Raw genomic sequence first — 26,434 nt, forward strand, 5'->3', positions numbered from 1 at the left:
GTCCCTCCCCGAACCGGGGGACCGAGGGGCCGAGGGGCCCACGAACCACGGGCGGGGTCAGCGCCAGGTGATCAGTGCGTCGAGCGCTTCGACGCGGGAGCCGGTGACGAGCAGCGGGTTGATCTCCAGGGACTCCAGCCCGTCGCCCAGCGACTCGGCGAACGAAGCGACGCGGGCCACGACGTCCGCCACCGCCTCCAGGTCCGCGGCGGGGCCGCCGCGCACGCCGTCCAGCAGGGCCGCGCCGCGCAGCTCCGCCAGCGCCGTGCGCACCTCGTCCGCGTCCACCGGCAGCACCCGCAGCGCGGTGTCGCGCAGCACCTCGACCCAGACCCCGCCGAGCCCCACGGCCAGCGTGAGCCCCCAGGCGGGGTCGCGGACGACGCCGACCAGCAGCTCGATCCCGCCGCTGCGCTGCGGCTGGACGAGCACGCCGTCGAGCGACGGCACCGCGGCCACCACCTCCCGGTACGCCCGCCGCACGTCCTCCTCGGCGGAGAGCCCGAGCCTGACCCCGCCGACGTCGCTCTTGTGCCCCAGCCCTTCTGCGGCGGCCTTGAGCACCACGGGATGACCGAACCGGCCGGCGGCGGCGACCGCCTCCTCCTCCGAGCGGGCCAGGTCCGACGGCACGACCGGCAGCCCGGAGGAGGCCAGCAGCGCGGCGGCGCGGTGCTCGGCCCACACCCCGTGCGCGCCGGGCGGGCGCAGCGTCCCCTCGGCGCGAAGGATGGGCTCGGGCCGGGACAGCACCCTGGCCCGCGTCCGCGACCACCGTACGGCGGCCCCGATGGCGTGCATGCCGTGCTCGATCCCGCCCGCCACGTACGGGAACCCGGTCTCCTGCTGCACCTGCCGCCCGAACGCGGTCACGTCGGTCAGCACGTTGCTCACCACCACGACCGGCACCCGCGAGGCCGCGATGCGCTCGGCGCTGGCGGTGTACTGGGCCAGGACGGGGGCCGGGTCGGGCGGCGCGATCTTGGGCGGCTCGGACAGCAGCATGACGAGGTCGATGTTCGGGTCGGCGGTGACCACGTCGAGCGCGCGGCCGAGCAGGGTGCGGTCGATGAGCACGTACCCGGTGACGTCGAGCGGGTTCTGCACGGTGCCGAAGGCCGGCACGATCTCCCTGAGCCGCTCGACCGTCTCCGGTGCGAACGCCGGCAGCTCCAGCCCTTCGTCCTCGGCCCGGTCGGCGATGATCTCCGACGCGCCGCCCGACGGCGTCACGACGCCCACGCGCGGCCCCGGCAGCGGCCCGCTGGAGGCCAGCAGCCCGGAGGTGATGATGAGATCTTCCAGCGAGCTCACCCGGATCACCCCGAGCCGGCGCAGCGCCACGTCGATCACGTCGTCGTCGCCCACCAGCGCGCCGGTGTGGGCCTGGGCGGTGTGCGAGGCGAGCGTGCTGCGGCCGATCTTGAGCGCCACGATCGGCTTGCCCGCCTCCAGCGCCCGCCGCGCCACCCGGGAGAACTCGGCCGGGTTCCTGATCGTCTCCAGGAACAGCGCGATGACCCGGGTGGCCGGGTCGTCCACGAGGTAGTCGATGACGTCGGTGACGCTCACGACGGCCTCGTTGCCCATGGAGGTGAGCAGGCTGATGCCGACGTTGCGGGCCTGCGCGAAGGAGAGCACCGAGCTGGCCAGCGCGCCGCTCTGCAGCACCACGCCGACCTCGCCGCGCAGCAGCGGCGGCGGGATCGGCAGCCCGTACGGGGTCACGCCCGCGGCGGCGTTGATGTAGCCGTTGCCGTTGGGCCCGAGGATGGTCAGCCCTTGCTCCACGGCGAACCCCGCGATCTCGGCCTCCAGCCGGGCCCCCTCCTCGCCCGCCTCGCCGAACCCGGCCGTGAGGATCACGTAGCAGCCGATGCCCAGCTTGGCGCCCTCACGCAGCACGCCCAGCACGGCGGTGGTGGGCACCATCACGTACGCGAGATCCACGGGTTCGGCGATCTCGGTGAGGCTCTTGTGCGCCGGCATCCCGTGCACCACGCCACCCCGGGGGTTGACCAGGTGCACGGGCCCGGGAAACCCGTGCGCGCGCAGGTTGTTCAGCGTGCTGATGGACCAGCCGGACTTGTCCGTCGCGCCGACCAGGGCGATCGAGCGCGGGTTGAACAGTTCGCGGACGGACATGCCCTTCACTCTCCGATGAGGCCGAGCCGAGCGTGCCCCTTGATCAGGTTGCGGGCGATCGTGCGCCGCTGGATCTCGTCGGTGCCCTCGAAGATGCGCAGCAGGCGCAGCTCGCGATACCACCGCTCGATCGGCAGCTCCTTGGTGTATCCCATGCCGCCGTGGATCTGCAGCACCCGGTCCACGACCTGGTTCGCCATGACGGCGCCGTTGAGCTTGGCGATGGAGGAGGCGTGCCGGGCGTCCATGCCCTGGCTCACCTGCCAGGCGGCGTACAGCGTGAGCCACTTGGCGGCCTCGATCTCCACCTGGGAGTCGGCGATCATCCACTGGATGGCCTGGTAGTTCGAGATGGTCTGGCCCATCGACTTGCGGATCTTGGCGTAGTCGACGGCCATCTGCAGCATGCGCTCGGCCGAGCCGATGGCGCGCGCGGGAATCATGTAGCGGCCCTGGCCGATCCACTGCATGGCCAGCTCGAAGCCCTTGCCCAGCTCCCCGAGGATGTTCTCCTCCGGCACCCGGACGTCCTGGAACACCAGCGAGGCGGGGCCCCACTGGCCCATGGTCGGGATCGGCTCGGACGTCCAGCCCATGTCCCTGTCCACCAGGAAGCAGGTGACGCCGTGCTCCTCGGCCAGGGCGAAGACCATGACGAAGTCGGCCTCGTTGCCGCCGGTGATGAACGTCTTCTCGCCGTTGATCACCCACTCGGCGCCGTCGCGGGTGGCGCGGGTGCGGATGTTGCGGGCGTCGGAGCCGGCGCCGGGCTCGGTGATGGCGAAACAGGAGCGGCGCTCGCCCTCGATGGTGGGGATCAGGTAGCGCTGCTTCTGCTCGTCGGTGCCGGCGTACAGGATGTTGTCGGCGCTGCCGCCGAACGAGAACGGCACGAACGTCCTGCCGATCTCCATGGCGATGATCGCGGACATGATGGGGCCGAGGGCGGCGCCGCCGTACTCCTCGGGAGTGTTGATGCCCCAGAAGCCCGACTTCCTGGCCTTGGCGCGCAGGTCGCGCAGCACGTCGGCGTCCAGGCCGGGGCGGCCCTCGCGCTCGTTGCGCAGGACCTCCGGCTCCAGCGGCATGACCTCCTTCTCGATGAAGGACCGGACGGTGTCACGGATCTGCCGTTCCTCGGGGGTGAGCGAGAAGTCCACAGCCGCCTCCCAGGGCATTTCTAGAATCGTTCTCTAGGAAGAGGTTCTAGCCTATGTCGTCCAGTGTCAAGAATCGGATTCTAGAATTCGCCGCGCTACGATAGGCGCATGGCACGCAAGTCCTCGTGGGAGTGGAGCCGTACGGCCCAGACCCGCAAGAGCATGCTGCAGGCCGCCCGTGAGGTCTTCAGCGAGCACGGCTTCGCCGACTCCAACGTCTCCGACGTCGTCGCCCGCGCCGGGTCCAGCGTGGGCAGCCTCTACCACCACTTCGGTGGCAAGACGGAGCTCTTCCTCGCCCTCTATGAGGACCACCAGGCCGCCCACGAGCAGGCGTCGGCCGCCAGCGTGGCCAAAGCCAGGAAAGAGGGGGTCACCGACCCGGTCGAGCTGCTGATCGCGGGCGCGCGGGCCTATCTCGCGGGCGCGTGGGAGCGCCGCGACCTGGTCAGGCTCTTCATCGACGGCGACGGCCCTCCTGGTTTCGAGCTGATCCGCCGCACCCGCGGGCGCGAGTGGGTACGCCAGAACGCGGTGCTGCTCGGCGCCGGCGGCGACCCGCTCGACCGGTTCACGGTGGCCGTGCTGACCAGCATCATCGGCGAGGCCGCCCGCGAGGTCGCCACCTCCGACAACGAGGAGGAGGCGCAGGAGGTGATCGAGGCGGCGGTGACGCTCATCCACCGCCTCGACCCCCTCAGAGAGCTGCGCGAGGGCTAGCCGATCGTCGCGCGGCCCCGGTCGATCACCACGGTGCCGTCGTCCTTCGCGGTCCTGAACAGCACCTCCGTGCCGTCCGCCCAGATTGAGACGGTCAGCGACTCACCGGGGAAGACCGGGCTGGAGAAGCGCCCCGACATCGCCTTGAAGCGCGCCGGGTCGGAGCCCGCCACCGCGTGCAGCAGCGCCCTGCCGGTCACCCCGTACGTGCACAGCCCGTGCAGGATCGGCCGGTCGAACCCGGCCCTGGCGGCGAACTCCGGGTCGCTGTGCAGCGGGTTGTAGTCGCCCGACAGCCGGTAGATGAGCGCCTGCTCCGGATACGTCGGGTACGTCACCTTGTGGTCGGGCGCCCGGTCCGGCGCCGCCCAGGCGTCGCGCGGCCCCCGGTCGCCCCCGAACCCGCCCTCGCCCCTGATGAACACCGAGCTGTAGGACGAGATGACCAGGTCGCCGGTGTCGAGATCGACGGCCCTGGCCTCGGAGGTGACCAGCGCGCCCGAGCCCTTGTCGTAGATGCCGGTCACCTTCGAGGTGGTCCGCACGCCACCCGCCGCGGGCAGCTCCCGGTGCAGCTCGAAGCCCTGCTCGGCGTGGACCAGCATGGCCGGGTCGAAGCCGCCGAGCCGTCGTCCGGGCGCCTGCGCGGCCAGCACCGCGAACGTCGGCAGCACCCGCTGCCCCTTCTCCGTGGTGAACTCCAGCTCGGCGGTGCCGGCGCCGACGCCGAGCGCGTACAGCATGGTGTCCTTGGCCGTCCACCTGCGCTCGTGTGGCGGGCTCTCGACGCCGATCACGCTGTGATCGAGGGCCATGTCAGTCCTCCCGCCCGGGGATGCGGCCGTTGGTCAGCGCGTTGGGCGCGGCCTTCTCGACCAGCGCGGGGATGACCGAGCCCAGCTCGGCCGGGTCCCAGCGACCGCCCTTGTCCACGCCGGGCCCCGCGTGCCAGCCCTCGGCCACGCTGATCACCCCGCCGCGCACGTTGAAGACCCGCCCGGTGATGCTCCTGGCCTCCGCGCTGGACAGCCACACGACCAGCGGCGCGATGTCGTCGGGGTCGGCGCCGGTGGCGCCCTTCGGCAGCAGGTTCTCGGTCATGCGGGTGAGCGCGGCGGGCGCGATCGCGTTGACCGTCACGCCGTAGCGCTCCAGCTCCCTGGCGGCGATGACGGTCAGACCCGCTATGCCGGCCTTCGCGGCGCCGTAGTTACCCTGTCCGGGGTTGCCGTAGATGCCCGAGGACGAGGTCGTGTTGATGATGCGGGCGTCCACCTGCTCGCCCGCCTTGGCCTTCGAGCGCCAGTAGGCGGCGGCGTGGCGCAGGGGCGCGAACGTGCCGCGCAGGTGCACCCTGATGACCGCGTCCCACTCCTCGGCGGTCATGTTCACCAGCATCCGGTCGCGCAGGATGCCCGCGTTGTTGACCAGCACGTCGAGCGTGCCGAAATGGTCGATGGCGGCGCGGACCAGCCGCTCGGCGCCGTCGAAGTCGGAGACGTCCTCGCCGTTGACGATCGCCTGGCCGCCCATGGCCTCGATCTCCGCCACCACCTCGGCCGCCGCTCCCGACGAGCCGGTGCCGTCCACCTCCGCTCCGAGGTCGTTGACCACCACCTTCGCGCCCTGCCTGGCGAACTCCAGGGCGTGTCCCCGTCCGATGCCCCTGGCCGCGCCCGTGACGATCACCACGCGGCCCTCGACTATCCCGCTCATCCGACACCTCGAATCCTTGACCGGCGAACGATGCGAATAGGATTCTAGTATTCAAATCTAGAAAGGATAAGGGCTTGTGGCGGCGACCACCCCGACCCTCGGCTACGCCTGGCGAACCCTGTCGGTCGTGAGCCTGGCCAGCGTCCTGACCGGGCTCGGTGGCAGCGCGATCAACGTCGCGCTCCCCGAGATCGCGCGGAACACCGGCGCCGACGCCACCGCGGCGAGCTGGATACTCCTCGGCTACCAGTTGACCACGACCGTCCTCATGGTGGTATTCGGCAGGCTGGCCGACTTGTTCGGCAGGCGCAGGATGTACCTGCTGGGGCTGGCCACGTACACGGGGGCCGCGCTGCTCGCCGGGCTCGCCCCCAACGCCTGGCTGGTCGTCGCCATGCGGGTGGTGCAGGCGGCGGGCGCCGCCATGCTGCTCACCAACAGCGCGGCCCTGGTCAGCGACGCCTTCCCGCGCGAGCGGCTGGGCGAGGGCATGGGCGTGTACGTCGCCTCGTTCTCCATCGCCGGGCTGATCGGCCCCACGCTGGGCGGCGTGCTGGCCGAGAGCCTGGGCTGGCGATGGGTGTTCTGGTTCAACGTGCCGATCGGGCTGCTCTGCCTGCTGTGGGGCTCGATCACGCTGCGCAGGACGGCGCCCGCCCGGCGCGACGGCGGGCTCGACGGGCCGGGCAGCCTGCTCGTGCTGCTGACGCTGGGCGGGCTGCTGCTGGCACTGTCGGAGTTCACCAGGCTCGGCTGGCAGCATCCGCTGGTGCTCGGCGGCGCGGTGGCCTTCGTCGTGGGGCTGCCGCTGTTCGTGCTCAGGGAGCGCAGGGCCGCCCACCCCGTGGTGGACATGAGCCTCTTCCGCGAGCCGTCCTTCGCCTTCGGGACGCTCGCCTCGTTCCTCAACGCCGTCGCGCGCATGGGCATGGTCTTCCTCGTCGCGCTCTACTTCCAGGCCGTCCGCGGTGACGATCCCGTACAGGCAGGGCTCAAGGTGCTGCCGCTGGCCGTGGCCGCCCTGTGCGCCTCGGTCGTCTCCGGCTTCCTGCAGCGCCGCTTCAGCGCCCGCACCCTCGCCGTGGCCGGGGCCGCGACCACCACCTGCGGCCTCGCGGTCATGATGGCGGTGATGTCCACGACGATGCCCTATCCGGCCGTCGCCACCGGGCTCGTGCTCATCGGCCTCGGCTCCGGGATCTTCCTGCCGTCCAACAACACCGCCATCCTCGACGGCCTGCCGTCGAACCGGCTCGGCATCGTCAACGCCATGCGGCTCATGCTGCAGAACACCGGCAACGTCGTCGGCACCGGCATGGTGCTGTCGATCCTCGTCGCGCCGCTGCCCGCCGCGCTGCACCAGCAGGTCTTCGCCGGCACGCTCGGCCTGCTCTCCGGCGAGGCGGTCGGGCAGCTCGTCACCGGCTACCGGTGGGCGCTCGGCACGATGGCCGCGGTGTCGGTGCTGACCGTGCTGACCTGCCTGGCCCGGCGCAAGGCCACCTGACGTGGCCCGGTACGGTGGCGGACGTGGACGAACCTTCCCCGGCCCGACGGCACATCTATCCCCGCGTGGTGAGATTCGGTGACGTCGACTCTCAAGGTCATGTGAACAACGTGCGCTTCCTCGACTACCTCGAGGACGCGCGGTTCGGCATGTTGAGCATCGACCCGTACAACGAGGGTGCGGAGCCCTTCAAGGGGCTGGTCGTGACGCGTCACGAGATCGACTACCGGCGCCCGCTCGGCTTCCGCGCGGCGCCCGTACGCGTCGAGACCTGGGTGACGGAGATCCGGGCGGTACGGTTCGCGCTGCGTTACGAGATCCGCGACGACGAGGACCTCTACGTGACCGCGACGTCGGTGCTCGCGGCTTACGACGTCGAGCGGGCCGCGCCCCGCCGCCTGACCGAGAGCGAGCTGGCCTACCTCAAGCGTTACGCCGAATGACGCGCCCCCGCCGATGACAAGGGGCGCATGAAGCGGTGGTGGATGCTGGCGCTGGGCGTCAACGCGCACGCCAGCGTCACTCTGGGGCTGTTCGGACTGCCCCTGGTCATGCCCGAAATCTTGCGACATTTCGATGTCTCGCTGCCGGTGGGTGGCCTGATAGGGAACGCCCCGGCGATCGGCATCCTCTGTGCCCTCGTCGCCACCCCGCTCGCGGGCCTGCTCATCGAGGGCGCCGGCTACTGGGCGGGCTTCGCCGCCGGCCTCGGCTGCGCGTTGGTCTCGCTGCCGGTCATCCCGCTGCGCGCCGACCGCTCATGAGGCGCGGCGCAGCCACACCGCCGTGTCCTGCGGCAGTAGGCCGCGCTTGAGCGGGCCGCTCGTCAGCAGCACCTCGGTGTGCTCGGGCAGGTGCACCGGGCCCGTGCCGCAGTTGAGTGCGCAGATCAGCGGACCCCTGGTGAAGAAAAGCACTCCCTCGGGAGAGTCGAGCCACTCCAAGGTGTAAGGAATCTCTCCCGCCAGCTCGCGGCGCAGCGCCAGGGCCCGCCGGTAGAACTCCAGCGTCGAGTCCGCCACCCCTTCCTGCTTCTCCACGCTCAGCTCCGCGAACGACTCCGGCTGGGGCAGCCACGGCTCCACCCCGCCCGGCGAGAACCCGTGGGACGGCGGATCGACCGTCCACGGGATCGGCACCCGGCACCCGTCGCGCCCCGGCAGCTCGCCCTTCGACCGGAAGAAGATGGGGTCCTGCCTGGCGACGTCCGGCAGGTCGGTCACCTCCGGCAGCCCCAGCTCCTCACCCTGGTAGAGGTAGGCGGAGCCGGGCAGCGCCAGCATCGTCAGCAGCGCCGCCCTGGCCCGTGCCAGGCCCGCGCCCGGATCGTCCGTCCCGTAGCGGGTGCGGTGGCGTACGACGTCGTGGTTGGACAGCACCCACGTCGCGTACGGCACCGCCGCCAGCGTGTCGTCGATCACCTTGCGGAACGCGGTGGCCGACCACGGCGCCTCCAGCCAGGCGAAGTTGAAGCTCTGGTGCAGCTCGTCGGGGCGTACGTAGCGGGCGAGGTCCTCGGCGTCGTCGGTCCACACCTCGCCCACCGCCATCCGCTCCCCCGGGTAGGAATCGAGCAGCCGCCGCCACTCGCGGTAGACGCCGTGCACCTCCGGCTGCCCCCACACCGGCGAGACCGAGGCGAACGACTGGTCGTCCACGTCGGGCAGCCCTTCCGCCTTGTAGAGCCCCATCGCCACGTCGATGCGGAACCCGTCCACGCCGCGCTCCAGCCAGAAGCGCAGCACGTCCAGGAACTCCTCGTGCACCTCGCGGTTGCGCCAGTTGAAGTCGGGCTGCTCGGGCGCGAACAGATGCAGGTAGTACTGCCCGTCGGGCGTCTGCGTCCAGGCGGATCCGCTGAAGGTGGACTTCCAGTTGTTGGTGTGGTCGCGGAAGATGTAGCGGTCGCGGCCCACCCCGCGCAGCGCCTCCTGGAACCAGGGATGCGCCGACGAGCTGTGGTTGGGCACGACGTCCACGAGCACCCGCAGCCCCAGCTCGTGCGCCAGCGTCACCAGTGCGTCGAAGTCGTCCAGCGAGCCGAACATCGGATCGACGCCGCGGTAGTCGGCCACGTCGTAGCCGCCGTCGGCCATGGGGGAGGGGTAGAACGGGGTCAGCCAGACGGCGTCCACGCCCAGCCGCCGCAGATAGGGCAGGCGCTCGCGGATGCCGGCGAGATCGCCGACGCCGTCTCCCGAGGCGTCGGCGAAGCTGCGGACATAGATCTCGTAGACGACTGCGTCACGCCACCAGGGGATATCCATGTGGCGTGTCATGCCCCGTTATGTGGGGGAATTCACCAAGCTGTGGGCCGCGTAGACCAGATAGTCCCAGAGCCGCTTGTCCTGCTCCTCCGGCAGGTCGAGCGAGTCGACCGCGTCACGCATGTGCCGCAGCCAGGCATTGCGCTCGGGCTCGCCGATGACGAACGGCATGTGCCGCATGCGCAGCCGGGGGTGGCCGCGCTGCTCGCTGTAGGTCTTGGGACCGCCCCAGTATTGGACCAGGAATCCGCGCAGCCGCTCTTCCGCGCCCGTGAGATCGGGCTCCGGATAGAGCGGCCGCAGCAGCGGGTCTTCCGCGACCCCCTCGTAGAAGCGATGTACGAGGCGCCGGAACGTCTCCTCGCCCCCGACGGCGTCGTAAAAGGAGGTCTCTGTCACGATCCCTAGCTTAGGCGCTGCCCACCATCTGAACGCCCGCGGTGTCGAGCGCCGACTTGACCCGCAGCCGCATCTCGCGCGCCACCTCGGGCTGCGCCGACGGCAGCGTCTTGGTGGTGATGCGGAACACCAGCGAGCTGTCGGACAGCTGCTCGACGCCGTAGACCTGCGGCTCCTCGACGATCTTGCTCTCGCGCAGCTCGGAGTCGGCCCACATCTCCTCGGCCACCTGCTCAAGCAGCACCTTGACGCCCACCACGTCGGCGTCGTACGCCACGGGAACGTCCATGTACGCCCGCGACCACCCCTGCGACTCGTTGCCGACCCGGGTGATCGTGCCGTTGCGGATGTACCACACGCGGCCGTCGGCGTCGCGCAGCCGGGTGATGCGCAGCGTGACCGCCTCGACGGTGCCCACGGCGGCGCCCGTGTCGATCACGTCGCCGACGCCGTACTGGTCCTCCAGCAGCATGAACATGCCGGCGATGAAGTCCTTCACCAGCTCCTGCGCGCCGAAGCCGACCGCGACGCCGAGGATGCCGACGCTGGTCAGCAGGGGCGCGATCGGGATGGTCAGCCGGTCGAGCACGGTCAGCGCCGCGGTGCCGAGCACCACGATCGAGGCGACGTGCTTGAGCACCGACCCCATGGTCTCTGCCCGCTGCTTGCGCCGCTCGTGCAGCAGCGCGTCGATGCCGTCGGGAGCCGCTCCCTTGCGGAACCGGCTCGTGATCGACCCACCCGTGGCCGCTCGGTTGACCACCCTCGTGATGATCCGGTGCGCGACGTTCCGCAGAACGAAGGCGAGCACGAGGATCAGGACGATGGTTATCGCGCTGGACACCAGGGGTGCCCAGGGCTCGTTGCCGAACACCCTGACCAGGGTAGAGCAAAGGACCGTGTCACTTTGGCAGACAGCGGACATTTGCGTGGTCATCTGATCCACGTCCGGCAGAAGTGACGGAGACGCGGATGGTGGTGCCGGCGTCACCAGCAGTAACACTATGGTGGATCCCCCTCCGGAAGCGGTTCGGTCGCCCATTGGACCGTTTCGATCCAAAAATACCGCTGACCGAACCGCCCGCCGTCACATCACGCCGGGGAAGACGGGGTCGCCGGCTCTCTGGGCCGCGGAGGGAGAGAGACGGCGCTCCGATGACGGACGGCTCGGAACGGGACACGCACCCGGAAGCGTGTCCCGAGCCGGTTCCGGGAGGGATCCCCCGAACACCCGCCCGGTGATGCGGGCGGGGGCTTGAGAGCCCGTACGGCGGGCGGCGCCGTAGGGACGGCCTCGCGACGATGACGAGGCATGTGACGTGCGGCCGGCCGGAACCGGCGGGGTGACCAAGGGCCCGGGCACGCCGGAGCCCCTCCGCACCGGTCACCCCGCCGGCTCCCAGAAGCCGCCGCGGGTCGTGGTGAGCCGCGGTGGCTGCGCTCCACCCGGATCACCACGCCGTTCACTCACCCGCGACGGCGAGCACGCGGGCGACCTTGTTCGCCGCACCGGCCGGGTCGTCGGCCGTGTGCATCCGGTCGCCCCAGGACCAGCAGTACCACCAGGCCGAGACCTCCGAGACGGCGGCCGGGCGGCACGTGACGTTCTCGGAAAGGCTCGTGGCGTCCGGGTTGATCACCCGGACGAAGGTGCGCCCGCTCTGGGTCCGGACCACTCGTGCGAGCAGCCCGCGCGCGCCGAGTTCGGTCACCAGACGCTCAAGGTGCTCGAAGTTGTCGTCCCCCACCGTTCGTCCCTCCCTTGGGAATCGTTGCCGGTGCGCCAAAGATGGCCCAAGTCAAGGGTTCGCGCAACGGGGCTGTTTGCTCACGGGGAGTCGCTTCTCACTCGTGGGTTGTAAGAAACAGTCCTCGGGAGGACGATCCTTAACCGTAGGCTCCCTATCGGCGTTTCCCATCCCGTCGTCATTGCTTCATAGTCATGGGTAGGCGTACAGCGACTTGAGGACTACGCTGAGTCACCAGTTGCGGACCGGTCGAGACTTGCGCGAGAGGGGCCGGGATGTCCGGCAGACAGCACCGAGAGACGGAGATCGCCCGGCGGATCAGGGCCAGGGGCCTCGCCGCCGGCCGCACGTCGGCTCAGATAGCTGATGAGATCCACGAGGCGTGCACGGCGCAGTTCAGCACGACCCGCATCAAGGCGCATCGACTGGCCTACGGAATCGCGCTGGCCGACGTCATCGAACAGGTGAGAGCCCTGTTCGAGCGCGACTCCAAGCCGATGCCCGGCATCGGAGAGACCCTGTTGTCGGCGTACGAGAGCGGGCTGAAACGCCCGGGCCCGGAATACCTGCATTATCTGTGCACGGTCTACCGGGTCGAGCCGATCGCCCTGGGCTATGACGCGCCCTGCATCTGCGGCCACGGCCACCGCATGCCGGGCGTCGTGGGCGGTGACTCCAAGGACCGCTGCCAGCAGCAGGATCGCGAGCTGGTGGTCAAGCCGATGGAGCCCGAGCCCGACGCCGAGGAGGACGAGAACATCCTCCGGCGCACCCTCTTAAACCTCCTCAACACCGACGCCAAGGGCACGAAGCTGGACGGGCCGGTGCTGGGGGCGTGCGAGGGCATCCGGCGCCGGATGGACGAGACGCTGGTCTCGGCCACGGTGTCCGCCGCGATGCTCGACCAGTGGGAGGAGGCGACGGTCAGCTTCGGCCGCCAGTACACGACGACGGCGCCGCTGCGGCTGCTGTGCGACGTGCTGCTGGAGCTGAGCGCCGTACGCACGGCGATGTCCCGCCGCCAGCCGATCGACCTGCAGGAGCGGTTGTGCAGGATGGCCGCCCAGCTGTCCGGCCTGAGCGGGATGATCCTCATCAACCTGGGCGATCACCGGCTGGCCCGCTCGTTCTTCCGTACGGGGCGCACCGCCGCCGACGAGACCGGCGACCGGGCGCTGCGCGCGTGGATCTGCGCGCGCGAGTCGCTCGTGCCGCTCTACTTCGGCGACGCCCGCGAGGCGCTCAACCTCGCCAAGAAGAGCCGCGACATGGCCGGCTCCACGCCCTGCCCGGCGCAGGCCATGGCCCCGGTCGTCGAGGCCAGGGCGCTGGCCGCGCTGGCCGGCAACGACAACAAGAAGGAGATCGTCGACCAGGCCAAGCGCGCTCTCGCGCGGGCCAGGAACGCCTTCTCCCACATGAAGGCCGAAGACCGCGAAGACGTCGCCTTCGGCTACACCGAGAAGCAGCTCTACTTCTACCAGGGCGACGTGCTCACCAAGCTGGGCCAGACGATAGAGGCGGAGGTCGTGCTCGACCAGGCGCTCGGCAAATACGAAGACCACATCCTCGACCAGACGCTCATCCGGCTCGACCAGGCTCAGTGCAAGCTGCTCGACGGTGACGTCGGGGAGGCGGTGGCCATCGCGACCAAGGCGCTCAGCCTGGTCCCCGTGGACTACCTCACCGACCTCATCGTGCGTCCCGCGATCCTGCTCGGCGATCGGCTCAAGGCGGCGAACGCTCCGAACCTCGATGAGTATCTGGCGCAGCTCAGACGGCCCAGACAGCACCAGATGCAAGGGGGCGATGCATGAAGCTGGAGATCAGGCGCTATCGCTGGTCGGATCTCGACACCCTGCTCGCGCTCCACCGGATCTGCCTCGCCGAGGTGGGCCTGGTCCCGGGTGACGGCGTCTACTACGACGACGACTTCCCGCGGATCCAGGAGATCTACCTCGCCTGCGGCGGCGACTTCCTGGTGGGCGAGGTGGGCTCACGCATCGTGGCGATGGGCGGGCTGAAACCCGTCGACACCGCCACGGCCGAGGTCTGCAGGCTGCGGGTGCATCCGGAGTTCCAGCGGCGCGGGTTCGGGGCGGCCATGCTGGCCGCGATCGAGCGGCGCGCGGTGGAGCTCGGCTTCCAGCGCGTACGTGGCGACACCACGCTCAACCAGGAGGCCGCTCTGGCGCTCTATCAGCGCCGCGGATGGCGTGAGCTCTCCCGCCAGCGGGTCGGCGACCTCACCGTGATCTACGGCGAGAAACGGCTGGTCCCGCGAGCCGTAATGGAACGCTAGCCGGCACCACCCCCGACGGCCCCATCCACCCCCTCCTGGGGCCGCTGCCTTCGACTTTCCCGGTGAAGCCACCCGGGAACACCGGCGTGCCATGCCCGCCGGCTCTCTTTCCGGACATTCCACGGCCTCGGCATTCCGGGCCGCATCTCAAGCAGGAAATGTCCGATCATGCCGTATCGGCCCCTGCGGATAAGGTTGTACGAACCTGCGGGTGAGGCTCTTACCACTGAGGTGTAAGCAACCCTCACCGGCTGCTCCCTGTACATCTGACGTCGCGAATAGTAGTGCCATGCTTTCTCCATGGCAGGTGTGCCCGCTTCCCGCCCCCTACTGGGAGCCGTGCTTCTGTTGTTCGTCAGCGCCGCATGGGGGTCGGCGTTCCCGCTGATGAAAGACCTCATTCTCCGTTTACCGGTGGAGGATCTGCTCGCCGAGCGCTATCTCGTCGCGGGGCTCACGCTGCTCGTCATCAGGCCACGGGGGCTGCGGGGGATGTCGTGGAGTTCCTGGCTGCACGGCGTGCTGCTGGGGGTGCTGTTCGGGGTCGGGCAGGCGGCTCAGGCGGTGGCGCTGGACAGCCTGCCGTCGGCGGTGTCGGGGTTCGCGGTGGGGTGCAGCGTGATCATCACGCCGATCCTGACGCTGGTGCTGTACCGCCAGCGGGTGGCGCGGCGGATCTGGGCGGGGGTGGTGCTCGCGCTGGCCGGCATGGGGGTGTTCGCGTTCGTCCGCGGCATGGACACCGACGACATGTCGCTGCCGGCCCTGGGGGTCACGCTCCTCGCCGCCGCGCTGTACTCGGGCCACACCCTCTTTCTGGCCCACCTCTCCAAGCGGCCGTCGGGCTTTCCCGCGTACGGCCTGACCACCGTGCAGCTGCTCACCATCGGGGTGCTGACCGGCTGCTTCGCCGTACGCGACGGGATCACCCTGCCGGCCGGCCTGCCCGACTGGACGATCCTCGCCCACCTGTCCGTGGTGTCGTGCGCGCTGGGCTTCCTGGCCCGCTCGTACGGGCAGAAGTACCTGTCGGCGATGCCGAGCCAGATCCTCATGTCGACCCAGCCCGTGTGGGTGGCGGCGATCGCGGTGATCTGGTTCGACGAGCCGATGGGCTGGGGCATGATCGTGGGCGGCGCGCTGATGGGCGGGGCGACGTTGTTCGCGCTACCGTCACGCTCCGTGACGAGAGACGACGACGGTGGCCGCCGTCACCTGCTGACGATCGCCCGCAGGGCCGCGCAGGCGCTGGCCGAGCAGCGGGTCAAGCGGGAGGACCGGCTGCGGTTGCGGAGCGGGCCCGTGCCCTATGTCGCCGCCAGCGCCTGTACGGACGCCGCGTCCTGCCCCTGGCAGGCCCATTCGCTCAAGGGCGGCGCGGAGCCGAGCCTCGAACGGCTGCTCAACCGGGCCACCCGCATCGTGCGGGCCAAGAACGGGCCGGGGTGCTGCCAGTCGGTCACGCTGCTCGGACGGTGCCTGTGCGATCTCATGGAGGATTCCGAGCAGCAGGCTCATACCACAAGATTGCAGCGCTGGTTTCGCTCCGAATAGGTTAGACATACCATTCGAAAGGCAAGTGCATTTTATCCATTAGCCTCCCACTTATTCGGAATAAACCTTGCTATTCGGTGAGGTGCCCTAATAATGGGTGATTACCCCCGAGTGGAGAGGCACGTCATGAAGCGCATCGTCGTCCGCAAGCCTGGTACCGCGAGGCTCGCAGGGACCTCCAGCGTCATTCACAAGGGGTGACTGAGGAGAGGTCCCACCTCAAGGTCCTGGGCGATCCACCCGCTCTAACCGAGGCCGCGCGGCCGGAGATGCCGATGATCGACGCGCATCGACGGCCGCGCGGCCCTTACGCCTTCGCCTCCGCCCTGCTGAGCCATCTGGTGCCGGCGGCCCTGCGGGACTTCCCCGATCTGGTGGCCGCACACGACATCGAGATCCTGGCGGCGGCGCCCGAGCTGGCCGGCCTGGTGAGGGCGCGGGGCAAGGCGCCGAGGGGCACGATCGACGCCGGGCTCTCCGACGAGGAGCGCATCCTCGTGCCCGCGCCCCGCCGTACGCTGCGGCTGGCCAACGGGATCGCCGAGTTCGTCCGCGACGCCGTGCCGCCGGGTTCGTCCGTCATGGTGTGCAACGCCGCCGCCGCCGACCCCACCGACACCGAGTTGATCGACGTGCTGATGCGGCGGGTGCCGCCGGCCATCCTGGCGATCACCGTCTACTCCGGCGGCCCTGAACCGCCGCAGGACCACCGCGACCCGGCCGAGCTGTGGGAGCTCGTGGACCGGTGCATGCGCGAGGGGTTCCTGCACGCCGTGGCCGAGCTGGGCGAGCTCGGCATGGCGGCCACGGAGCCGGGCGGCGAGCTGTGGTGGCGCTTCGCGCAGCGCACCGCCACCGCGCTCGGCGGCCTCGGGCGCACCGCGCAGGCCCGCGCCCTCTGGGACCGCGTACGCCTGGCCAGCCAGGACCCGGCCATGCACGCCGCCGCCGCGTACGGCACCGCCATGCTCGACGCCCGCCACCCCGACCCCGCCCGGCGCGACCTGACCCGCGCCCGCGCCTGGCTCAACCTCGCCATCGCCGTCTCCCGCCTGCTGCCCGACCCCGCAGAACGTGCCTTCAAGCTCGGCTTCGACCGCAACGGGCTGGCGCTCGTCGAGCTGCGCGAAGGCCGGGCGGACGCCGCGCTGGCCCTCGTCGAGTCCGCCATCGAGCTGGCCGGGGAGCTCGGCGCGCGGCACCCGGTGCACCGGATGGTGCTGCTGGCCAACAGGGCCCAGCTGCTGGCCGGGCGCGGGCAGGTCAAGGAGGCGCTGGAGGACTACGCCGCCGCCATCGCCCTCGACCCGGGCTTCCCCGACTATCACCTGGAACGCGGCAACCTGCTCTTCCGGCTCGGCCGCCACGACGAGGCCCTGGCCGACTTCGAGCGCGCGATCGACGCCGGGCCGCCGCTGCCCGAGGGGTACTACAACAGGGCGGAGCTGCGTACGGTGCGGGGCGACACCGACGGCGCACTGGCCGACCTGGGGCACGTGATCGAGCTCGACCCCTCCTACCTCGACGCCTACATCAACCGCGCGGGCCTGCTGGCCGCGCTCGACCGGGACGAGGCCGCCAGGGCGGACGTCGAGGCGGGGCTGGCGCTCGCGCCCGGCAACCCGCACCTGCTCACCGTGCTCGGCCAGCTGGAGACGGCCGCCGGCCGCCTGGCCGAGGCCGCCGACGCGCTCGACCGCGCCGTCGAGGGCGCCCCCGACCTCGCCGCCGCCTGGGGCAACCGGGGTATCCTGCGCTACGCGACCGGCGATCTGGAAGGCGCTCTCGCCGACCTCACCCGGGCCATCGCCCTGCAGCCCCAGCCCGACCTGTACGCCAACCGCGCCTTCGTCCTGCGCACCCTCAACCGGCACGCGGAGGCCGATGCCGACGACCACCGGGCCGCCCAGCCCTGACTCCGCCGGCCGGGGTGGCAGCATGAGGGGCATGACGGGGCGAATCGGGCGGGCCGCGGCGGTGTGCGGGGTGCTCGGCGTGTGGTGGTGGGCCAGCGTCCGGCTGGCCTGGACGGGCGTCGGGTGCGCGGACCGGGGATGCCTGGTGCCGTCGATCGCCGTGCTCGCGGTGATCAGCCTGGCCGGGCTGGCGGGGGCGGCGTACGCGCTGGACCGGGTGGACGTGCGGCCGGGGCGGCGGGTGGCGCTGGTCGCAATGGGGACGTTCGTGGTGATCAGGATCGCGGCGGAGGCCGTGCCGTCGTGGACGTCCACGCTCGCGCACGTGCTGGCGACCGGCGCGGCTTTCGGGGCGGCGGGGGCGCTGGCGGCCCTGATGACGGAGCCGAGGGCGGCGCGCGGGGCGCGGATCGCCGCGCTCACCGTGGTGGCCGCCCTGATACCCGCCGCGCTGGCCGCCGCACTCACCCTGTACGACCTGTGACCCCCTTGACAGCAGCCCCCTGATGACGGACGTTCCGTATACGGAACTCCTTCCTTCACGGAGGTGCTGCCATGCGCCCCAACTCCCGTTTCGCGCACGTCCAGCCGTTCGACATCGACCGGGTGGCGGCCGAGGCCGGCGCCGATCCCGACGTCCTGCGCCTGGAGAACCTCGACACCGACGTCCCGCCGCCGCCCGCCGCCGTCGCGGCCACCCGGAGGTCGCTGGAGGAGGGCACGGGCAACAGCTGGCTGCCCTTCACCGGCCTGCCCGAGCTGCGCGAGGCCGTCGCGGACGACCTGCGGCGGCGCACCGGGCTCGGTTACGACCCGCTGCGCCAGATCACGATCACCTCGGGCGGCACGTCGGCGGTCATGCCGGTGCTGCTCGCCACCACCGAGCCTGGCGACCCGGTGGTGCTCACCGACCCGACGTACGCAGGTCTGCTCCAGCGCGTCCGCCTGTCCGGCGCGAACCCCCATCTCGTGCCGCTGCGCGTGCATGACGGCCACTGGCGGCTCGACCGCGAGGCGTTGTCGCAGGTGCGGACGGCGGCGGCGCTGCTGCTGATGAGCCCGTCGATGCCGTCCGGTGTGGTGCTCGACCATGACGACTGGGCGGCGGTGGCGGAGGTGTGCGAGCGCACCGGCGCGTACCTGATCTATGACGCGGCCATGGAGCGCATCGTCTTCGACGGCCACCCGCTGATCAACCCGTGCCGGGTGGACGGCCTGGGCGAGCGGACGATCATCATCGGCTCGATGTCGAAGGAGTACCGCATGATCGGCTGGCGCATCGGCTGGGTGGCCGGCCCGGCCGACATCATGTCCCGGATCATGGTCGCGGGCATCTACAACACGACCGTGGCCAGCGGCTTCCACCAGTTCGGCGCCGCCGCTGCGCTCAGGGAGCCGTCGGGGGTCGCCGAGGCGGTGGCCGAGTACCGGGCGCGCCACGAGACGGTGGCCGCGCAGCTCGCCGACCTGCCGCTGGTACGGGCCGGCGGCGGCTGGTCCTGCCTGGTGGACGCCGAGGCCATGGGCCTGTCCGCGCCCGAGCTGTCGGCCCGCCTCCTCGAACGCGGCAGGATCGCCGCCACCCCCATGACGGCGTGGGGCGAGCACGTGGCGCCCCGCTACGTCCGCCTGGTCTTCAGCAACGAGCCCGTCAAGCGCCTGTCCGAGCTGCGCTCCCGCTTCGCCGCCGCCCTGGAGTGAGGCCCTGGAATGAGGCCCTGGAGTGAGGCCCTGGAGTGAGCGCGTGGCATGGCGGGAGGGGGCCGCCGGTGGGTCTACGGTTGGCGGGTGAGTTTTTACGAGCTGCTCGACGCCCTCGATCACGGCGCCGGCGCGCAGGCCGCGGGCATCAGGCGCGGCTACGGCGGGCCGCCGCCCCGCACGGTCGCGGTCGGCTCAGGGCCGACCAGGCTGCGCTGCGCCTCCCTGCTCAAGCCGCTCTACGCCTGGGTGGCGGCCGGCCGCATCGCCGACGCCGAGCGGTGGCGCGGGCACGCCGAGCCCGCGGTCGTCGTCTCCTCCAACACCGACACGCTCGGCCTGTGGCTGTCGGTCGGGCCCCGCGTCATCCTCGACGACCTGTGCGAGCGCACCGGCGTGCGCTGGGAGCCGCCCAACGGCGACCCGTCGCGGTTCGGCTCGGTGGAGGTCGCGGCGGGCGAGGTGGCCGCCGCGTACGCGGTGCTCGCCCAGGCCGCCGCGACCGGCGACCCGGTGGCGGCTGCGGTGCTCGGCTGGATGGCGGAGGTGCCCGACTCGCAGACGTTCGGGGCGCGTGAGGCCGTGGGCCGGCCCGGCGCCGCGGTCAAGTGCGGCTGGTACGGCGGGCCCGACGAGACGTGCCTGCGTACGCACGCGGTGGCCGTCCTGCCCCACGGGGGCAGCAGGGTCAGCGTCGTCGTCGCGATGACCGCGCTGCCTTATACCGACGCGCACGAGCGTGAGGTCTACCGCGAGCGCGTCACCACCGGCCTGTCGGTGGAGGACCGCCACGACAAGGTGGCGGGCGAGCTGCTGCGCGGCCTCATGACGCGGACGATGGCCGAGCTGGGCCACGGCTGACCGCGCTCGGACCTGAGCTCGCCGGAGGTCGCGGGAGAGTCGCTGGGCCTCAGGCTCGCCGGGGGTCGCGGGAGAGTCGCTGGGCCTCAGGCTCGCCCGGGTCGCGGGTGAGCAGTGCGACGATCTCGGCGAGCTGCGGCGGGTCGACGGTCTCGGGCAGTTCCTCGGCCCACACGTGACCGAGGAGGCCGGCCTGCTCCTCGTCGGTCAGCGCGTCGGGCACCACCTCGGGACGGGCCTCGTCGAAGCGGGCCAGGTAGAACGGCTCGCGCCGGACGTAACGGACACCGAGCCAGGTGAAGTCGCGCTCGACCTCGACCATCCGCTCCGACACCGCCGCGCCGGGCAGCCCGGTCTCCTCGGTCAGCTCGCGCCTGGCGGCGTCGAGCGGCGTCTCGCCGGGTTCCAGCCGGCCGCCGGGAGGCTCCCAGAGGTCGGCGCCGGCGACCCGGTCGTACCAGTGCATGAGCAGCACTCGGCCGTCACGGTCGAGGCAGACGACCCGCGCGGCGGGAGTGTCCTGGACGTCGCTCACGACCCCTCCTCGCCGACGACCAGCGCCAGCAGCCCGGGGAACCGCTCGTCGAACTCGGCCCGGCGCAGCCGGTTGAGCCGCCGCGCCCCCTCGTCGCGCTGCTCCAGCAGCCCGACGCCGCGCAGCACGGCGAAGTGGTGGCTGAGCGTGGACTTGGCGACCGGCAGGTGGTTGAACGTGCCGCAGGGCCGCTCCCAGTCGGGCACCCCGGCCAGCTCACGCACGATGCGCCGGCGGATCGGGTCGGCGAGCGCGTCGAGGGCGGCCTGGAGCGTGACCTCGGCGGGCGCGGTGTGCGTGAGGCCGCGGCTCCTGCTCCGGACAGGTTGGTCCATAACAGTCGAACATCCTACCTGGTCACCGTTTCATGGCGCCGTCGGCGATCGCGTCCGCCGCCTCGCCGATGGCCACGCCCACGATCTCCAGCCGGCGCACCAGCTCGCGCTGCTTCATGGCCTCGGCGGTCAGCTCGCCGGAGAAGATGCGGGAGATCTCGTACTGGTACATCCGCCTGATCGCCCCGCCCGCCTTCTTCGCCTCAAGCGCGTCCTGGGCGACCACGGACGGCCGGGAGGCGAGGTCGCGCACCGCGTTCTCCAGCGCGTCGATGCCCACGATGACCTGGTCGAGAAGGGGAGTGAAGCGGATCTGGTCGGGCACCCGGTAGAGGTGCGACTCGCGGACGAAGTCGCGCAGCGAGTCGAGCACGTCGTCGATCGAGCGCGAGAGCCGGAACAGGTCCTCCCTGTCGATGGGGGTGACGAGGGCGGTCTTGAGCTCGTCGATGAGGCGGGCCCGCTCCTCGTCGCCGAGGTGCTCGATCGAGCGCATCTGCTCGTGCGCGCCCGTCCTGCCGACCTCACCGCCGATCATCGCCATGGCCAGCCACGCGCCTTCCTTCGTGGCCTCGAGCTGGCCCAGCAACGCCTCGGTGAGCGCACTGTCCATGCGCCCGGTCATGAGGTCCTTGATCCGCCTCAGTCGCTTCACGGCACCCCCTACTAAGAAGACCGTCACGTCCACCTCACGCCCGCGAATCCCTTCATCAGGAGAGCGAGTCCCCAGCCGAGGAGCCCGCTGGCCGGCAGCGTCAGCAGCCAGGCCGCCACGATCTTGCCCGCGGCGTACCAGCGCACCCGCCCGCCGCCCTGTGCCACGCCCGCGCCGATGAGCGCGCCCGCGATGGCCTGGGTCATGCTCACCGGCATGCCGGCCGCCGCCGACGCGATCACCGCCGTGCCCGCCGACAGCTCGGCGGCCACGCCGTGCGCGGGCCGGGAGACGATGATCTCCCTGCTCAGCGTGCGGCCGCCCCTTGGCAGCCCGTACATCGTGCCGATGCCGAACAGCGCGGCGACGAGCACCGTGTACGTGACCGGCGCCCCGGTGAATCCGGCCGCGACCATGAACACGGCCAGCATCTTCTGGGCGTCGTTGGAGGCGTACGCCAGCGTCTGCAGCAGGAACCCGGCCCAGTGCCAGCGCCACAGCCCGCGGGCCGTGGTGGCGGCGACCAGCACCCGGATCAGCACCCACGCCAGGAGCCCGCCGACGATGGGCGCCGCCACACCGAACGCCAGCACCAGCGCGACCGAGCCGCCGGAGACCGGCAGCCCCCAGCCGAGGCCGGCTCCGGTGAGCCCGCCGACGACGGCCAGGGTGAGGCTGGTCGGGCGGCCCTTCGCGCTGAGCGTGGTCACCACGATCAGCGCCGCGATGACCGCGATCGTCATCGCGACGCGGGCGCCCGGCTCGTCGAAGGAGGCCAGCCGGTTGACGAACGTCAGCGCCACCTGGTGGGTGAGCAGCGGCACGGTGGCCACGGCCACGACGAGGACGAGCACCCCGGTCACCGGTCGCACGGTCGGCAGCTTGAGCCCTGTCGCGACGAGCGCGCCTCCGTCATTGATCCCCGACACGACGGCGAAGAGACCGGCCACCACGAACAGTACGACGGCTTCCAAAGGCACATGCTCCATCTCCGCCCCGCCTGCCTGCGGCGGGACACCCTAGAGGTCACCTACGGTATCGGGCCGGGTTGCAACCGACTAACTACCCTGAAACGCAAGTAACAGCATCACTGCTCGAAGACTTCCCAGGTACCCTCGACGTGACCGCCCACAGCCCGAGAGTGAAGCGATGACCAGCCCCGCCGAATACATCCTGACGCTGTCCTGTCCCGACCGGCCCGGTGTGGTGGCCGCCGTCTCCGGCCTGCTCGCCGGACGCGGTTGCAACATCATCGAGAGCCAGCAGTTCGGCGACAGGGTGGGGCAGCGCTTCTTCATGCGCGTGCAGTTCTCGTCACCGCTCGGCGAGGACGACCTCAACGCCGCGTTCGCCGCGCTGGCGCCCGACTTCGCGATGGAGTTCAGGCTGCGCGACGTCGCGCGCAAGCCGCGCGTGCTCATCATGGTGAGCAGGTTCGACCACTGCCTCAACGACCTGCTCTACCGCGTACGGTCGGGCGCGCTCGACATCGAGATCGCCGCCGTCGTCTCCAACCACCCCGACCTGCGCCCGCTCACGCAGTCCAACGGCATCGACTACCACCACCTGCCGGTCACCCCCGAGACCAAGCCGCGCCAGGAGGCCGAGGTGATGGCGCTGGTCGAGCACTATCAGGTCGATCTGGTGGTGCTGGCCCGCTACATGCAGGTGCTGTCGGAGGAGCTCTGCGCGAAGCTGGCGGGCCGGGCCATCAACATCCACCACTCGTTCCTGCCGTCGTTCAAGGGCGCCAAGCCCTACCACCAGGCCCACAACCGCGGCGTCAAGCTCATCGGCGCGACCGCCCACTACGTGACGGCCGACCTCGACGAGGGCCCGATCATCGAGCAGGAGGTGGTCAGGGTCAACCACAGCCACTCGCCCGAGGACCTGGTGGCGATGGGGCGCGACGTCGAGTGCGTGACGCTGGCCAGGGCGGTCAAGTGGCACGCCGAGCAGCGGGTGCTGCTCGACGGCCACAAGACGATCATCTTCCCGCGCTAGGGCCGATACGCCCCAGCTCGCTCATGCTTCGAGGCTATAGCCCGGTGTGCTTGGCGAGGAAGGTCAGCGTGTCGGCCCACAGGTCCGCCGACCTGCTGACCGCGCGGGCCCCGTGGCCCACCTCGGCCTCGTTGCGCAGCAGCACCGGCCGGTCGGACGTCGAGGCGTGCTGCAGCGCCGCGCACGTCTTCCAGGCGTGCAGCGGGTGCACCCGGGTGTCGGACTGGAAGACCGTGAACAGCGTCGCCGGGTAGGCCACCTGCTCCTTGACGTGGTGGTAGGGCGAGTAGCCGTGCAGCCAGCCGAACTGCTCGGGGTCGTCGGCCGAGCCGTACTCGACGTTCCAGGTGGCGCCGAGGCCGAACTTCTCGTACCTGATCATGTCGAGCAGCGGGGCCGAGCAGACCACGGCCGCGTACAGGTCGGGGCGCTGCGTCAGCGCGGCGCCCACCAGCAGGCCGCCGTTGGAGCCGCCGGAGATGCCGAGCTGCTCGCGCGTGGTGACGCCGGTGGCGATGAGGTGCTCGGCGGCGGCGTGGAAGTCGTCGAACACGTTCTGCTTGTGGGCCAGCATGCCCGCGCGGTGCCAGTCCTCGCCCTCCTCGCCGCCGCCGCGCAGGTTGGCGATGGCGTAGACGCCGCCGGCCTCCACCCAGGCGAGGACCGTGGCGGAGTAGCCGGGCGTCATGGACAGGCCGAAGCCGCCGTAGCCGTAGAGGATGGTGGGCCGCGGGCCGGACGCCTCGCCCTCGGGCGAGATGATCAGCATGCGGACGTCGGTGCCGTCCTGTGAGCGGTAGACCACCTGCTCCGTACGGACCGGCGGCACCTCCACCACGCCCGGCGAGGCCGCCCACAGCGTGGTCTCGCCCGTCCGCGCGTCGTAGCGCTGCACGGTGGGCGGCGTGGTGTTGTCGGTGTAGCCGAACCACGCCTCGTGGCCGCCCTCAGGACGCTCGACGATGCCGCCGATCGAGCCCAGCCCCGGCGTCGGCACCTCGCCGACACGCTCGCCCGTCGCGAGGTCGTGCACGGTGATCTCGCTGATGGCGTGGCGGGTCCAGCCGACCAGCATGACCGGGCGGTCGAGGTCGTCGAGGATCGCGAAGTCGCTCAGCACCGCCTCGGGGTCCTCGGGGATGAGGTCGCGCCAGCTCTCGTAGCCGGGCTCGGCGGGGTCGGTGACGCAGACCCTGCCGCGCGGCGCGTCGCGGTCGGTGTGCACGTAGAGCCGGCCGTCGCGGCCGAAGACCAGCCCCGTCTGCGCGTCCACGCCCTCCTGCACGACCCGCAGCTCGGGCCGGTCGATCGGCGACTCGGTCAGGTCGGCCACCCACAGGTCGTTGCGCGGCGCGGTGCCCTCGGACGCCGACACCTGCAGCCAGCGGCCGTCGCGGGAGACCGAGACGCCGTAGTAGTTGGTCATCTTCATGCCCTGCCCGAAGATCATCACGTCGTCCTCGGTGGAGGTGCCGATGCGGTGCAGGTAGACGCGGCGGTGGAACTGCCGTTCGTCCTCGGGCACCTCGATGCCGGGCAGCCGGCGCACGTAGTAGAACGCCTCACCGCCCGGCAGCCACGCCACGGGGGAGTAGCGGCAGCGGTCGATCGGTCCCTCGACGCGAGCACCCGTCGCGACGTCGATCACGTAGAGCACCGACTCCTCGTCGCCGCCCACCGAGATCTGGTACGCCAGCAGCCGCCCCTCTTTGTCGGGCTGCACCGCGTCGAGCGTGGTCAGCCCCGACGGGTCAAGCTCCATGGGGTCGACCAGCGCGCGCTCGGTGCCGTCGGGATCGACCACGTAGTAGACCGCGTGCTCCTGGTCGGGCGTGCGGCGGGAGAAGAAGTGACGCTCGCCACGCCAGGCAGGCGCCCCCACGGAGCCCGACCTGAGCAGCTCGGCGATGCGGCTCTTGAACCGCTGCGGCCCCCGCTCCCTGGCATAGAGCTCGGCCTGCGCGTCCAGCCACCCCTTGGTCTCGGGGCTGTCCGGGTCCTCGAGCCAGCGGTAGGGGTCGGGGACAGGGGTTCCGTGCAGGATGTCGACGGTGTCTTCGCGGCGTGCGCTCGGGTACGGCTCTCGCGTCATGGACCGAACCCTACTGCCAACGGGCATGCGTAAAGTGCTGGTCGAGCGGGCATAAAACGTACCGTGCGTCCCTCTGGTCATTCCGGGCAGAGATTTTTGGGGTGGCGGGGACCGCGGTGCAAACGCCAGACTTGGTGACAGGACGGTGCCGTGGTGACCACCCGTCGGACCGTCCGGCGGAGGTCCACGTGACGGAAGCACGAGTGCCCCAGGAGGGGCCGACAGTCGGGACATGCCGCGGCATGTCCCCTTTGATACGCGCGCAGCAGGGAGAGGCCCGATGATGCGCCAGGTCCTGCTGCTGAATGCCACCTACGAGCCGTTGACCACCCTGTCGCTGCATCGGGCGATCGTCCTGGTGCTGCGTGACAAGGCCGAGGTCGTCCACCGCGACGGCAGGGGCGCGGTGCTGCGCTCCGCGAGCCGCACGCTCGACGTGCCCTCGGTCATCAGGCTCCGGAGATACGTCCGCATCCCTTACCGTTCCCGCATTCCGCTGACCAGGGCCGCCCTCATGCGGCGCGACGACTACCGCTGCGCCTACTGCGGGCAGAAGGCCGAGACGATCGACCACGTCATCCCCCGGTCGCGGGGCGGCGCCCACACCTGGGAGAACTGCGTCGCCTCGTGCACCACGTGCAACCACAGGAAGGCCGACAAGTACCTGGAGGAGCTGGGGTGGACGCTGCGCGTGCACCCCGCGGTGCCACGGGGCGCCCACTGGCGGCTCATCGGCGCCTCGCTCGTCGGCGACCCGCAATGGGCGCCCTACCTCGAAGCGGCCGCATGAGCCGGGGTGTGAAACGGCGTTGATGGT

General features: G+C 71.0%; 26 protein-coding genes. 13 read left to right on the forward strand and 13 right to left on the reverse strand.

The genetic code is table 11. The features are described from left to right. Positions 1-57: 57 nt before the first annotated feature. A complete protein-coding gene (locus ABZW11_RS22470; protein ID WP_355420080.1) occupies positions 58-2,145 on the reverse strand; it encodes an acetate--CoA ligase family protein in 2,088 nt (695 codons plus the stop codon). Between the two features lie 5 nt (positions 2,146-2,150). Beyond that, a complete protein-coding gene (locus ABZW11_RS22475) occupies positions 2,151-3,323 on the reverse strand; it encodes an acyl-CoA dehydrogenase family protein (RefSeq protein WP_355420083.1) in 1,173 nt (390 codons plus the stop codon). A gap of 90 nt (positions 3,324-3,413) precedes the next feature. On the opposite strand from ABZW11_RS22475, the gene ABZW11_RS22480 reads away from it, so the two are divergent. After that, a complete protein-coding gene (locus tag ABZW11_RS22480) occupies positions 3,414-4,025 on the forward strand; it encodes a TetR/AcrR family transcriptional regulator (protein ID WP_355420086.1) in 612 nt (203 codons plus the stop codon). Here the strand turns inward: ABZW11_RS22480 and ABZW11_RS22485 are convergent. After that, entirely contained in the window at positions 4,022-4,840 is an 819-nt protein-coding gene (locus ABZW11_RS22485) for a MaoC/PaaZ C-terminal domain-containing protein (RefSeq protein WP_355420089.1), read from the reverse strand. The genes ABZW11_RS22480 and ABZW11_RS22485 overlap by 4 nt on opposite strands. Position 4,841: 1 nt before the next feature. Next, positions 4,842-5,741, reverse strand: a complete 900-nt coding sequence (locus ABZW11_RS22490; protein ID WP_355420092.1) for an SDR family oxidoreductase — start codon at positions 5,739-5,741, stop codon at positions 4,842-4,844. 76 nt (positions 5,742-5,817) lie between these two features. Here ABZW11_RS22490 and ABZW11_RS22495 point away from each other — a divergent pair, with 76 nt between their 5' ends. Genes ABZW11_RS22495 through ABZW11_RS22505 form a run of 3 tightly spaced genes read left to right on the forward strand, consistent with a single transcriptional unit; the run spans position 5,818 to position 8,012 of the window. Next, positions 5,818-7,248, forward strand: coding sequence for an MFS transporter (locus ABZW11_RS22495; RefSeq protein WP_355420095.1), 1,431 nt, complete (start codon positions 5,818-5,820; stop codon positions 7,246-7,248). Between the two features lie 23 nt (positions 7,249-7,271). Continuing rightward, the gene (locus ABZW11_RS22500; protein ID WP_355420098.1) at positions 7,272-7,691 is read left to right on the forward strand and encodes a thioesterase family protein; all 420 of its coding nucleotides are present in this window, start codon (positions 7,272-7,274) and stop codon (positions 7,689-7,691) included. Between the two features lie 27 nt (positions 7,692-7,718). Then, positions 7,719-8,012, forward strand: a complete 294-nt coding sequence (locus ABZW11_RS22505) for a hypothetical protein (RefSeq protein WP_355420101.1) — start codon at positions 7,719-7,721, stop codon at positions 8,010-8,012. Here ABZW11_RS22505 and ABZW11_RS22510 read toward each other — a convergent pair. From ABZW11_RS22510 to ABZW11_RS22525, 4 genes are all read right to left on the reverse strand, one after another. Further along, entirely contained in the window at positions 8,007-9,515 is a 1,509-nt protein-coding gene (locus ABZW11_RS22510) for an alpha-amylase family glycosyl hydrolase (RefSeq protein WP_355420104.1), read from the reverse strand. The genes ABZW11_RS22505 and ABZW11_RS22510 overlap by 6 nt on opposite strands. A gap of 18 nt (positions 9,516-9,533) precedes the next feature. Further along, positions 9,534-9,914 (reverse strand): globin, encoded by a 381-nt coding sequence (locus tag ABZW11_RS22515; RefSeq protein WP_355420107.1) that lies wholly within the window; start codon positions 9,912-9,914, stop codon positions 9,534-9,536. Positions 9,915-9,924: 10 nt separating this feature from the next. Continuing rightward, positions 9,925-10,788, reverse strand: a complete 864-nt coding sequence (locus ABZW11_RS22520; RefSeq protein ID WP_355420110.1) for a mechanosensitive ion channel family protein — start codon at positions 10,786-10,788, stop codon at positions 9,925-9,927. A gap of 589 nt (positions 10,789-11,377) precedes the next feature. Beyond that, a complete protein-coding gene (locus ABZW11_RS22525; RefSeq protein ID WP_355420113.1) occupies positions 11,378-11,662 on the reverse strand; it encodes a hypothetical protein in 285 nt (94 codons plus the stop codon). A gap of 275 nt (positions 11,663-11,937) precedes the next feature. On the opposite strand from ABZW11_RS22525, the gene ABZW11_RS22530 reads away from it, so the two are divergent. From ABZW11_RS22530 to ABZW11_RS22560, 7 genes are all read left to right on the forward strand, one after another. Then, positions 11,938-13,479, forward strand: a complete 1,542-nt coding sequence (locus ABZW11_RS22530; RefSeq protein ID WP_355420116.1) for an XRE family transcriptional regulator — start codon at positions 11,938-11,940, stop codon at positions 13,477-13,479. Further along, a complete protein-coding gene (locus tag ABZW11_RS22535; RefSeq protein ID WP_355420119.1) occupies positions 13,476-13,964 on the forward strand; it encodes a GNAT family N-acetyltransferase in 489 nt (162 codons plus the stop codon). Before ABZW11_RS22530 ends, ABZW11_RS22535 begins: the two co-directional genes overlap by 4 nt. Positions 13,965-14,264: 300 nt before the next feature. Further along, entirely contained in the window at positions 14,265-15,518 is a 1,254-nt protein-coding gene (locus ABZW11_RS22540; RefSeq protein WP_355420122.1) for a DMT family transporter, read from the forward strand. A gap of 197 nt (positions 15,519-15,715) precedes the next feature. After that, positions 15,716-17,434, forward strand: coding sequence for a tetratricopeptide repeat protein (locus tag ABZW11_RS22545; protein WP_355420125.1), 1,719 nt, complete (start codon positions 15,716-15,718; stop codon positions 17,432-17,434). 31 nt (positions 17,435-17,465) lie between these two features. Then, positions 17,466-17,918: a hypothetical protein gene (locus ABZW11_RS22550; RefSeq protein WP_355420128.1), complete on the forward strand. Its 453-nt coding sequence runs from the start codon at positions 17,466-17,468 to the stop codon at positions 17,916-17,918. 71 nt (positions 17,919-17,989) lie between these two features. Then, positions 17,990-19,135: a pyridoxal phosphate-dependent aminotransferase gene (locus ABZW11_RS22555; protein WP_355420131.1), complete on the forward strand. Its 1,146-nt coding sequence runs from the start codon at positions 17,990-17,992 to the stop codon at positions 19,133-19,135. An 87-nt stretch (positions 19,136-19,222) separates the two neighbouring features. Next, the gene (locus tag ABZW11_RS22560) at positions 19,223-19,996 is read left to right on the forward strand and encodes a hypothetical protein (RefSeq protein WP_355420134.1); all 774 of its coding nucleotides are present in this window, start codon (positions 19,223-19,225) and stop codon (positions 19,994-19,996) included. 49 nt (positions 19,997-20,045) lie between these two features. On the opposite strand, the gene ABZW11_RS22565 is transcribed toward ABZW11_RS22560, so the two are convergent. The 4 genes from ABZW11_RS22565 to ABZW11_RS22580 are packed head-to-tail and all read right to left on the reverse strand — an operon-like array spanning position 20,046 to position 22,495. Then, on the reverse strand, positions 20,046-20,531 hold the full coding sequence (locus ABZW11_RS22565) for an NUDIX domain-containing protein (protein ID WP_355420137.1): 486 nt from the start codon (positions 20,529-20,531) through the stop codon (positions 20,046-20,048). Beyond that, a complete protein-coding gene (locus ABZW11_RS22570; RefSeq protein ID WP_355420140.1) occupies positions 20,528-20,866 on the reverse strand; it encodes a helix-turn-helix domain-containing protein in 339 nt (112 codons plus the stop codon). The genes ABZW11_RS22565 and ABZW11_RS22570 overlap by 4 nt, the downstream gene beginning before the upstream one ends. A gap of 22 nt (positions 20,867-20,888) precedes the next feature. Beyond that, positions 20,889-21,521 carry a DUF47 family protein gene (locus tag ABZW11_RS22575; RefSeq protein WP_355420143.1) on the reverse strand — a complete coding sequence of 211 codons (633 nt, stop codon included), beginning with the start codon at positions 21,519-21,521 and terminating at the stop codon, positions 20,889-20,891. A gap of 23 nt (positions 21,522-21,544) precedes the next feature. After that, a complete protein-coding gene (locus ABZW11_RS22580) occupies positions 21,545-22,495 on the reverse strand; it encodes an inorganic phosphate transporter (RefSeq protein ID WP_355420146.1) in 951 nt (316 codons plus the stop codon). A 175-nt stretch (positions 22,496-22,670) separates the two neighbouring features. Here ABZW11_RS22580 and purU point away from each other — a divergent pair, with 175 nt between their 5' ends. Next, complete coding sequence (purU, locus tag ABZW11_RS22585) at positions 22,671-23,525, forward strand: formyltetrahydrofolate deformylase (RefSeq protein ID WP_355420149.1); 855 nt, start codon at positions 22,671-22,673, stop codon at positions 23,523-23,525. 34 nt (positions 23,526-23,559) lie between these two features. On the opposite strand, the gene ABZW11_RS22590 is transcribed toward purU, so the two are convergent. Beyond that, the gene (locus ABZW11_RS22590; RefSeq protein ID WP_355420152.1) at positions 23,560-25,617 is read right to left on the reverse strand and encodes a prolyl oligopeptidase family serine peptidase; all 2,058 of its coding nucleotides are present in this window, start codon (positions 25,615-25,617) and stop codon (positions 23,560-23,562) included. A 283-nt stretch (positions 25,618-25,900) separates the two neighbouring features. Between ABZW11_RS22590 and ABZW11_RS22595 the strand changes: the two genes are divergently transcribed. After that, on the forward strand, positions 25,901-26,407 hold the full coding sequence (locus tag ABZW11_RS22595) for an HNH endonuclease (RefSeq protein ID WP_345409331.1): 507 nt from the start codon (positions 25,901-25,903) through the stop codon (positions 26,405-26,407). Positions 26,408-26,434: the final 27 nt, after the last annotated feature.

Origin of the sequence: Nonomuraea sp. NPDC004580, from assembly GCF_040609855.1 — a bacterium.
In the GTDB taxonomy this organism is placed as follows: Bacteria; Actinomycetota; Actinomycetes; order Streptosporangiales; family Streptosporangiaceae; genus Nonomuraea; species Nonomuraea salmonea.

What these genes read in the sequence shown, in the direction of transcription:
- ABZW11_RS22570 (WP_355420140.1), bottom strand. Translation starts at nt 20,866, where the DNA reads ATGGACCAACCTGTCCGGAGCAGGAGCCGCGGCCTCACGCACACCGCG.
- ABZW11_RS22550 (WP_355420128.1), top strand. Translation starts at nt 17,466, where the DNA reads ATGACGGGGCGAATCGGGCGGGCCGCGGCGGTGTGCGGGGTGCTCGGC.
- ABZW11_RS22510 (WP_355420104.1), bottom strand. Translation starts at nt 9,515, where the DNA reads ATGGATATCCCCTGGTGGCGTGACGCAGTCGTCTACGAGATCTATGTC.
- ABZW11_RS22480 (WP_355420086.1), top strand. Translation starts at nt 3,414, where the DNA reads ATGGCACGCAAGTCCTCGTGGGAGTGGAGCCGTACGGCCCAGACCCGC.
- ABZW11_RS22485 (WP_355420089.1), bottom strand. Translation starts at nt 4,840, where the DNA reads ATGGCCCTCGATCACAGCGTGATCGGCGTCGAGAGCCCGCCACACGAG.
- ABZW11_RS22530 (WP_355420116.1), top strand. Translation starts at nt 11,938, where the DNA reads ATGTCCGGCAGACAGCACCGAGAGACGGAGATCGCCCGGCGGATCAGG.
- purU (WP_355420149.1), top strand. Translation starts at nt 22,671, where the DNA reads ATGACCAGCCCCGCCGAATACATCCTGACGCTGTCCTGTCCCGACCGG.
- ABZW11_RS22555 (WP_355420131.1), top strand. Translation starts at nt 17,990, where the DNA reads ATGCGCCCCAACTCCCGTTTCGCGCACGTCCAGCCGTTCGACATCGAC.
- ABZW11_RS22590 (WP_355420152.1), bottom strand. Translation starts at nt 25,617, where the DNA reads ATGACGCGAGAGCCGTACCCGAGCGCACGCCGCGAAGACACCGTCGAC.
- ABZW11_RS22535 (WP_355420119.1), top strand. Translation starts at nt 13,476, where the DNA reads ATGAAGCTGGAGATCAGGCGCTATCGCTGGTCGGATCTCGACACCCTG.
- ABZW11_RS22470 (WP_355420080.1), bottom strand. Translation starts at nt 2,145, where the DNA reads ATGTCCGTCCGCGAACTGTTCAACCCGCGCTCGATCGCCCTGGTCGGC.
- ABZW11_RS22540 (WP_355420122.1), top strand. Translation starts at nt 14,265, where the DNA reads ATGGCAGGTGTGCCCGCTTCCCGCCCCCTACTGGGAGCCGTGCTTCTG.
- ABZW11_RS22490 (WP_355420092.1), bottom strand. Translation starts at nt 5,741, where the DNA reads ATGAGCGGGATAGTCGAGGGCCGCGTGGTGATCGTCACGGGCGCGGCC.
- ABZW11_RS22475 (WP_355420083.1), bottom strand. Translation starts at nt 3,323, where the DNA reads ATGCCCTGGGAGGCGGCTGTGGACTTCTCGCTCACCCCCGAGGAACGG.
- ABZW11_RS22595 (WP_345409331.1), top strand. Translation starts at nt 25,901, where the DNA reads ATGCGCCAGGTCCTGCTGCTGAATGCCACCTACGAGCCGTTGACCACC.
- ABZW11_RS22505 (WP_355420101.1), top strand. Translation starts at nt 7,719, where the DNA reads ATGAAGCGGTGGTGGATGCTGGCGCTGGGCGTCAACGCGCACGCCAGC.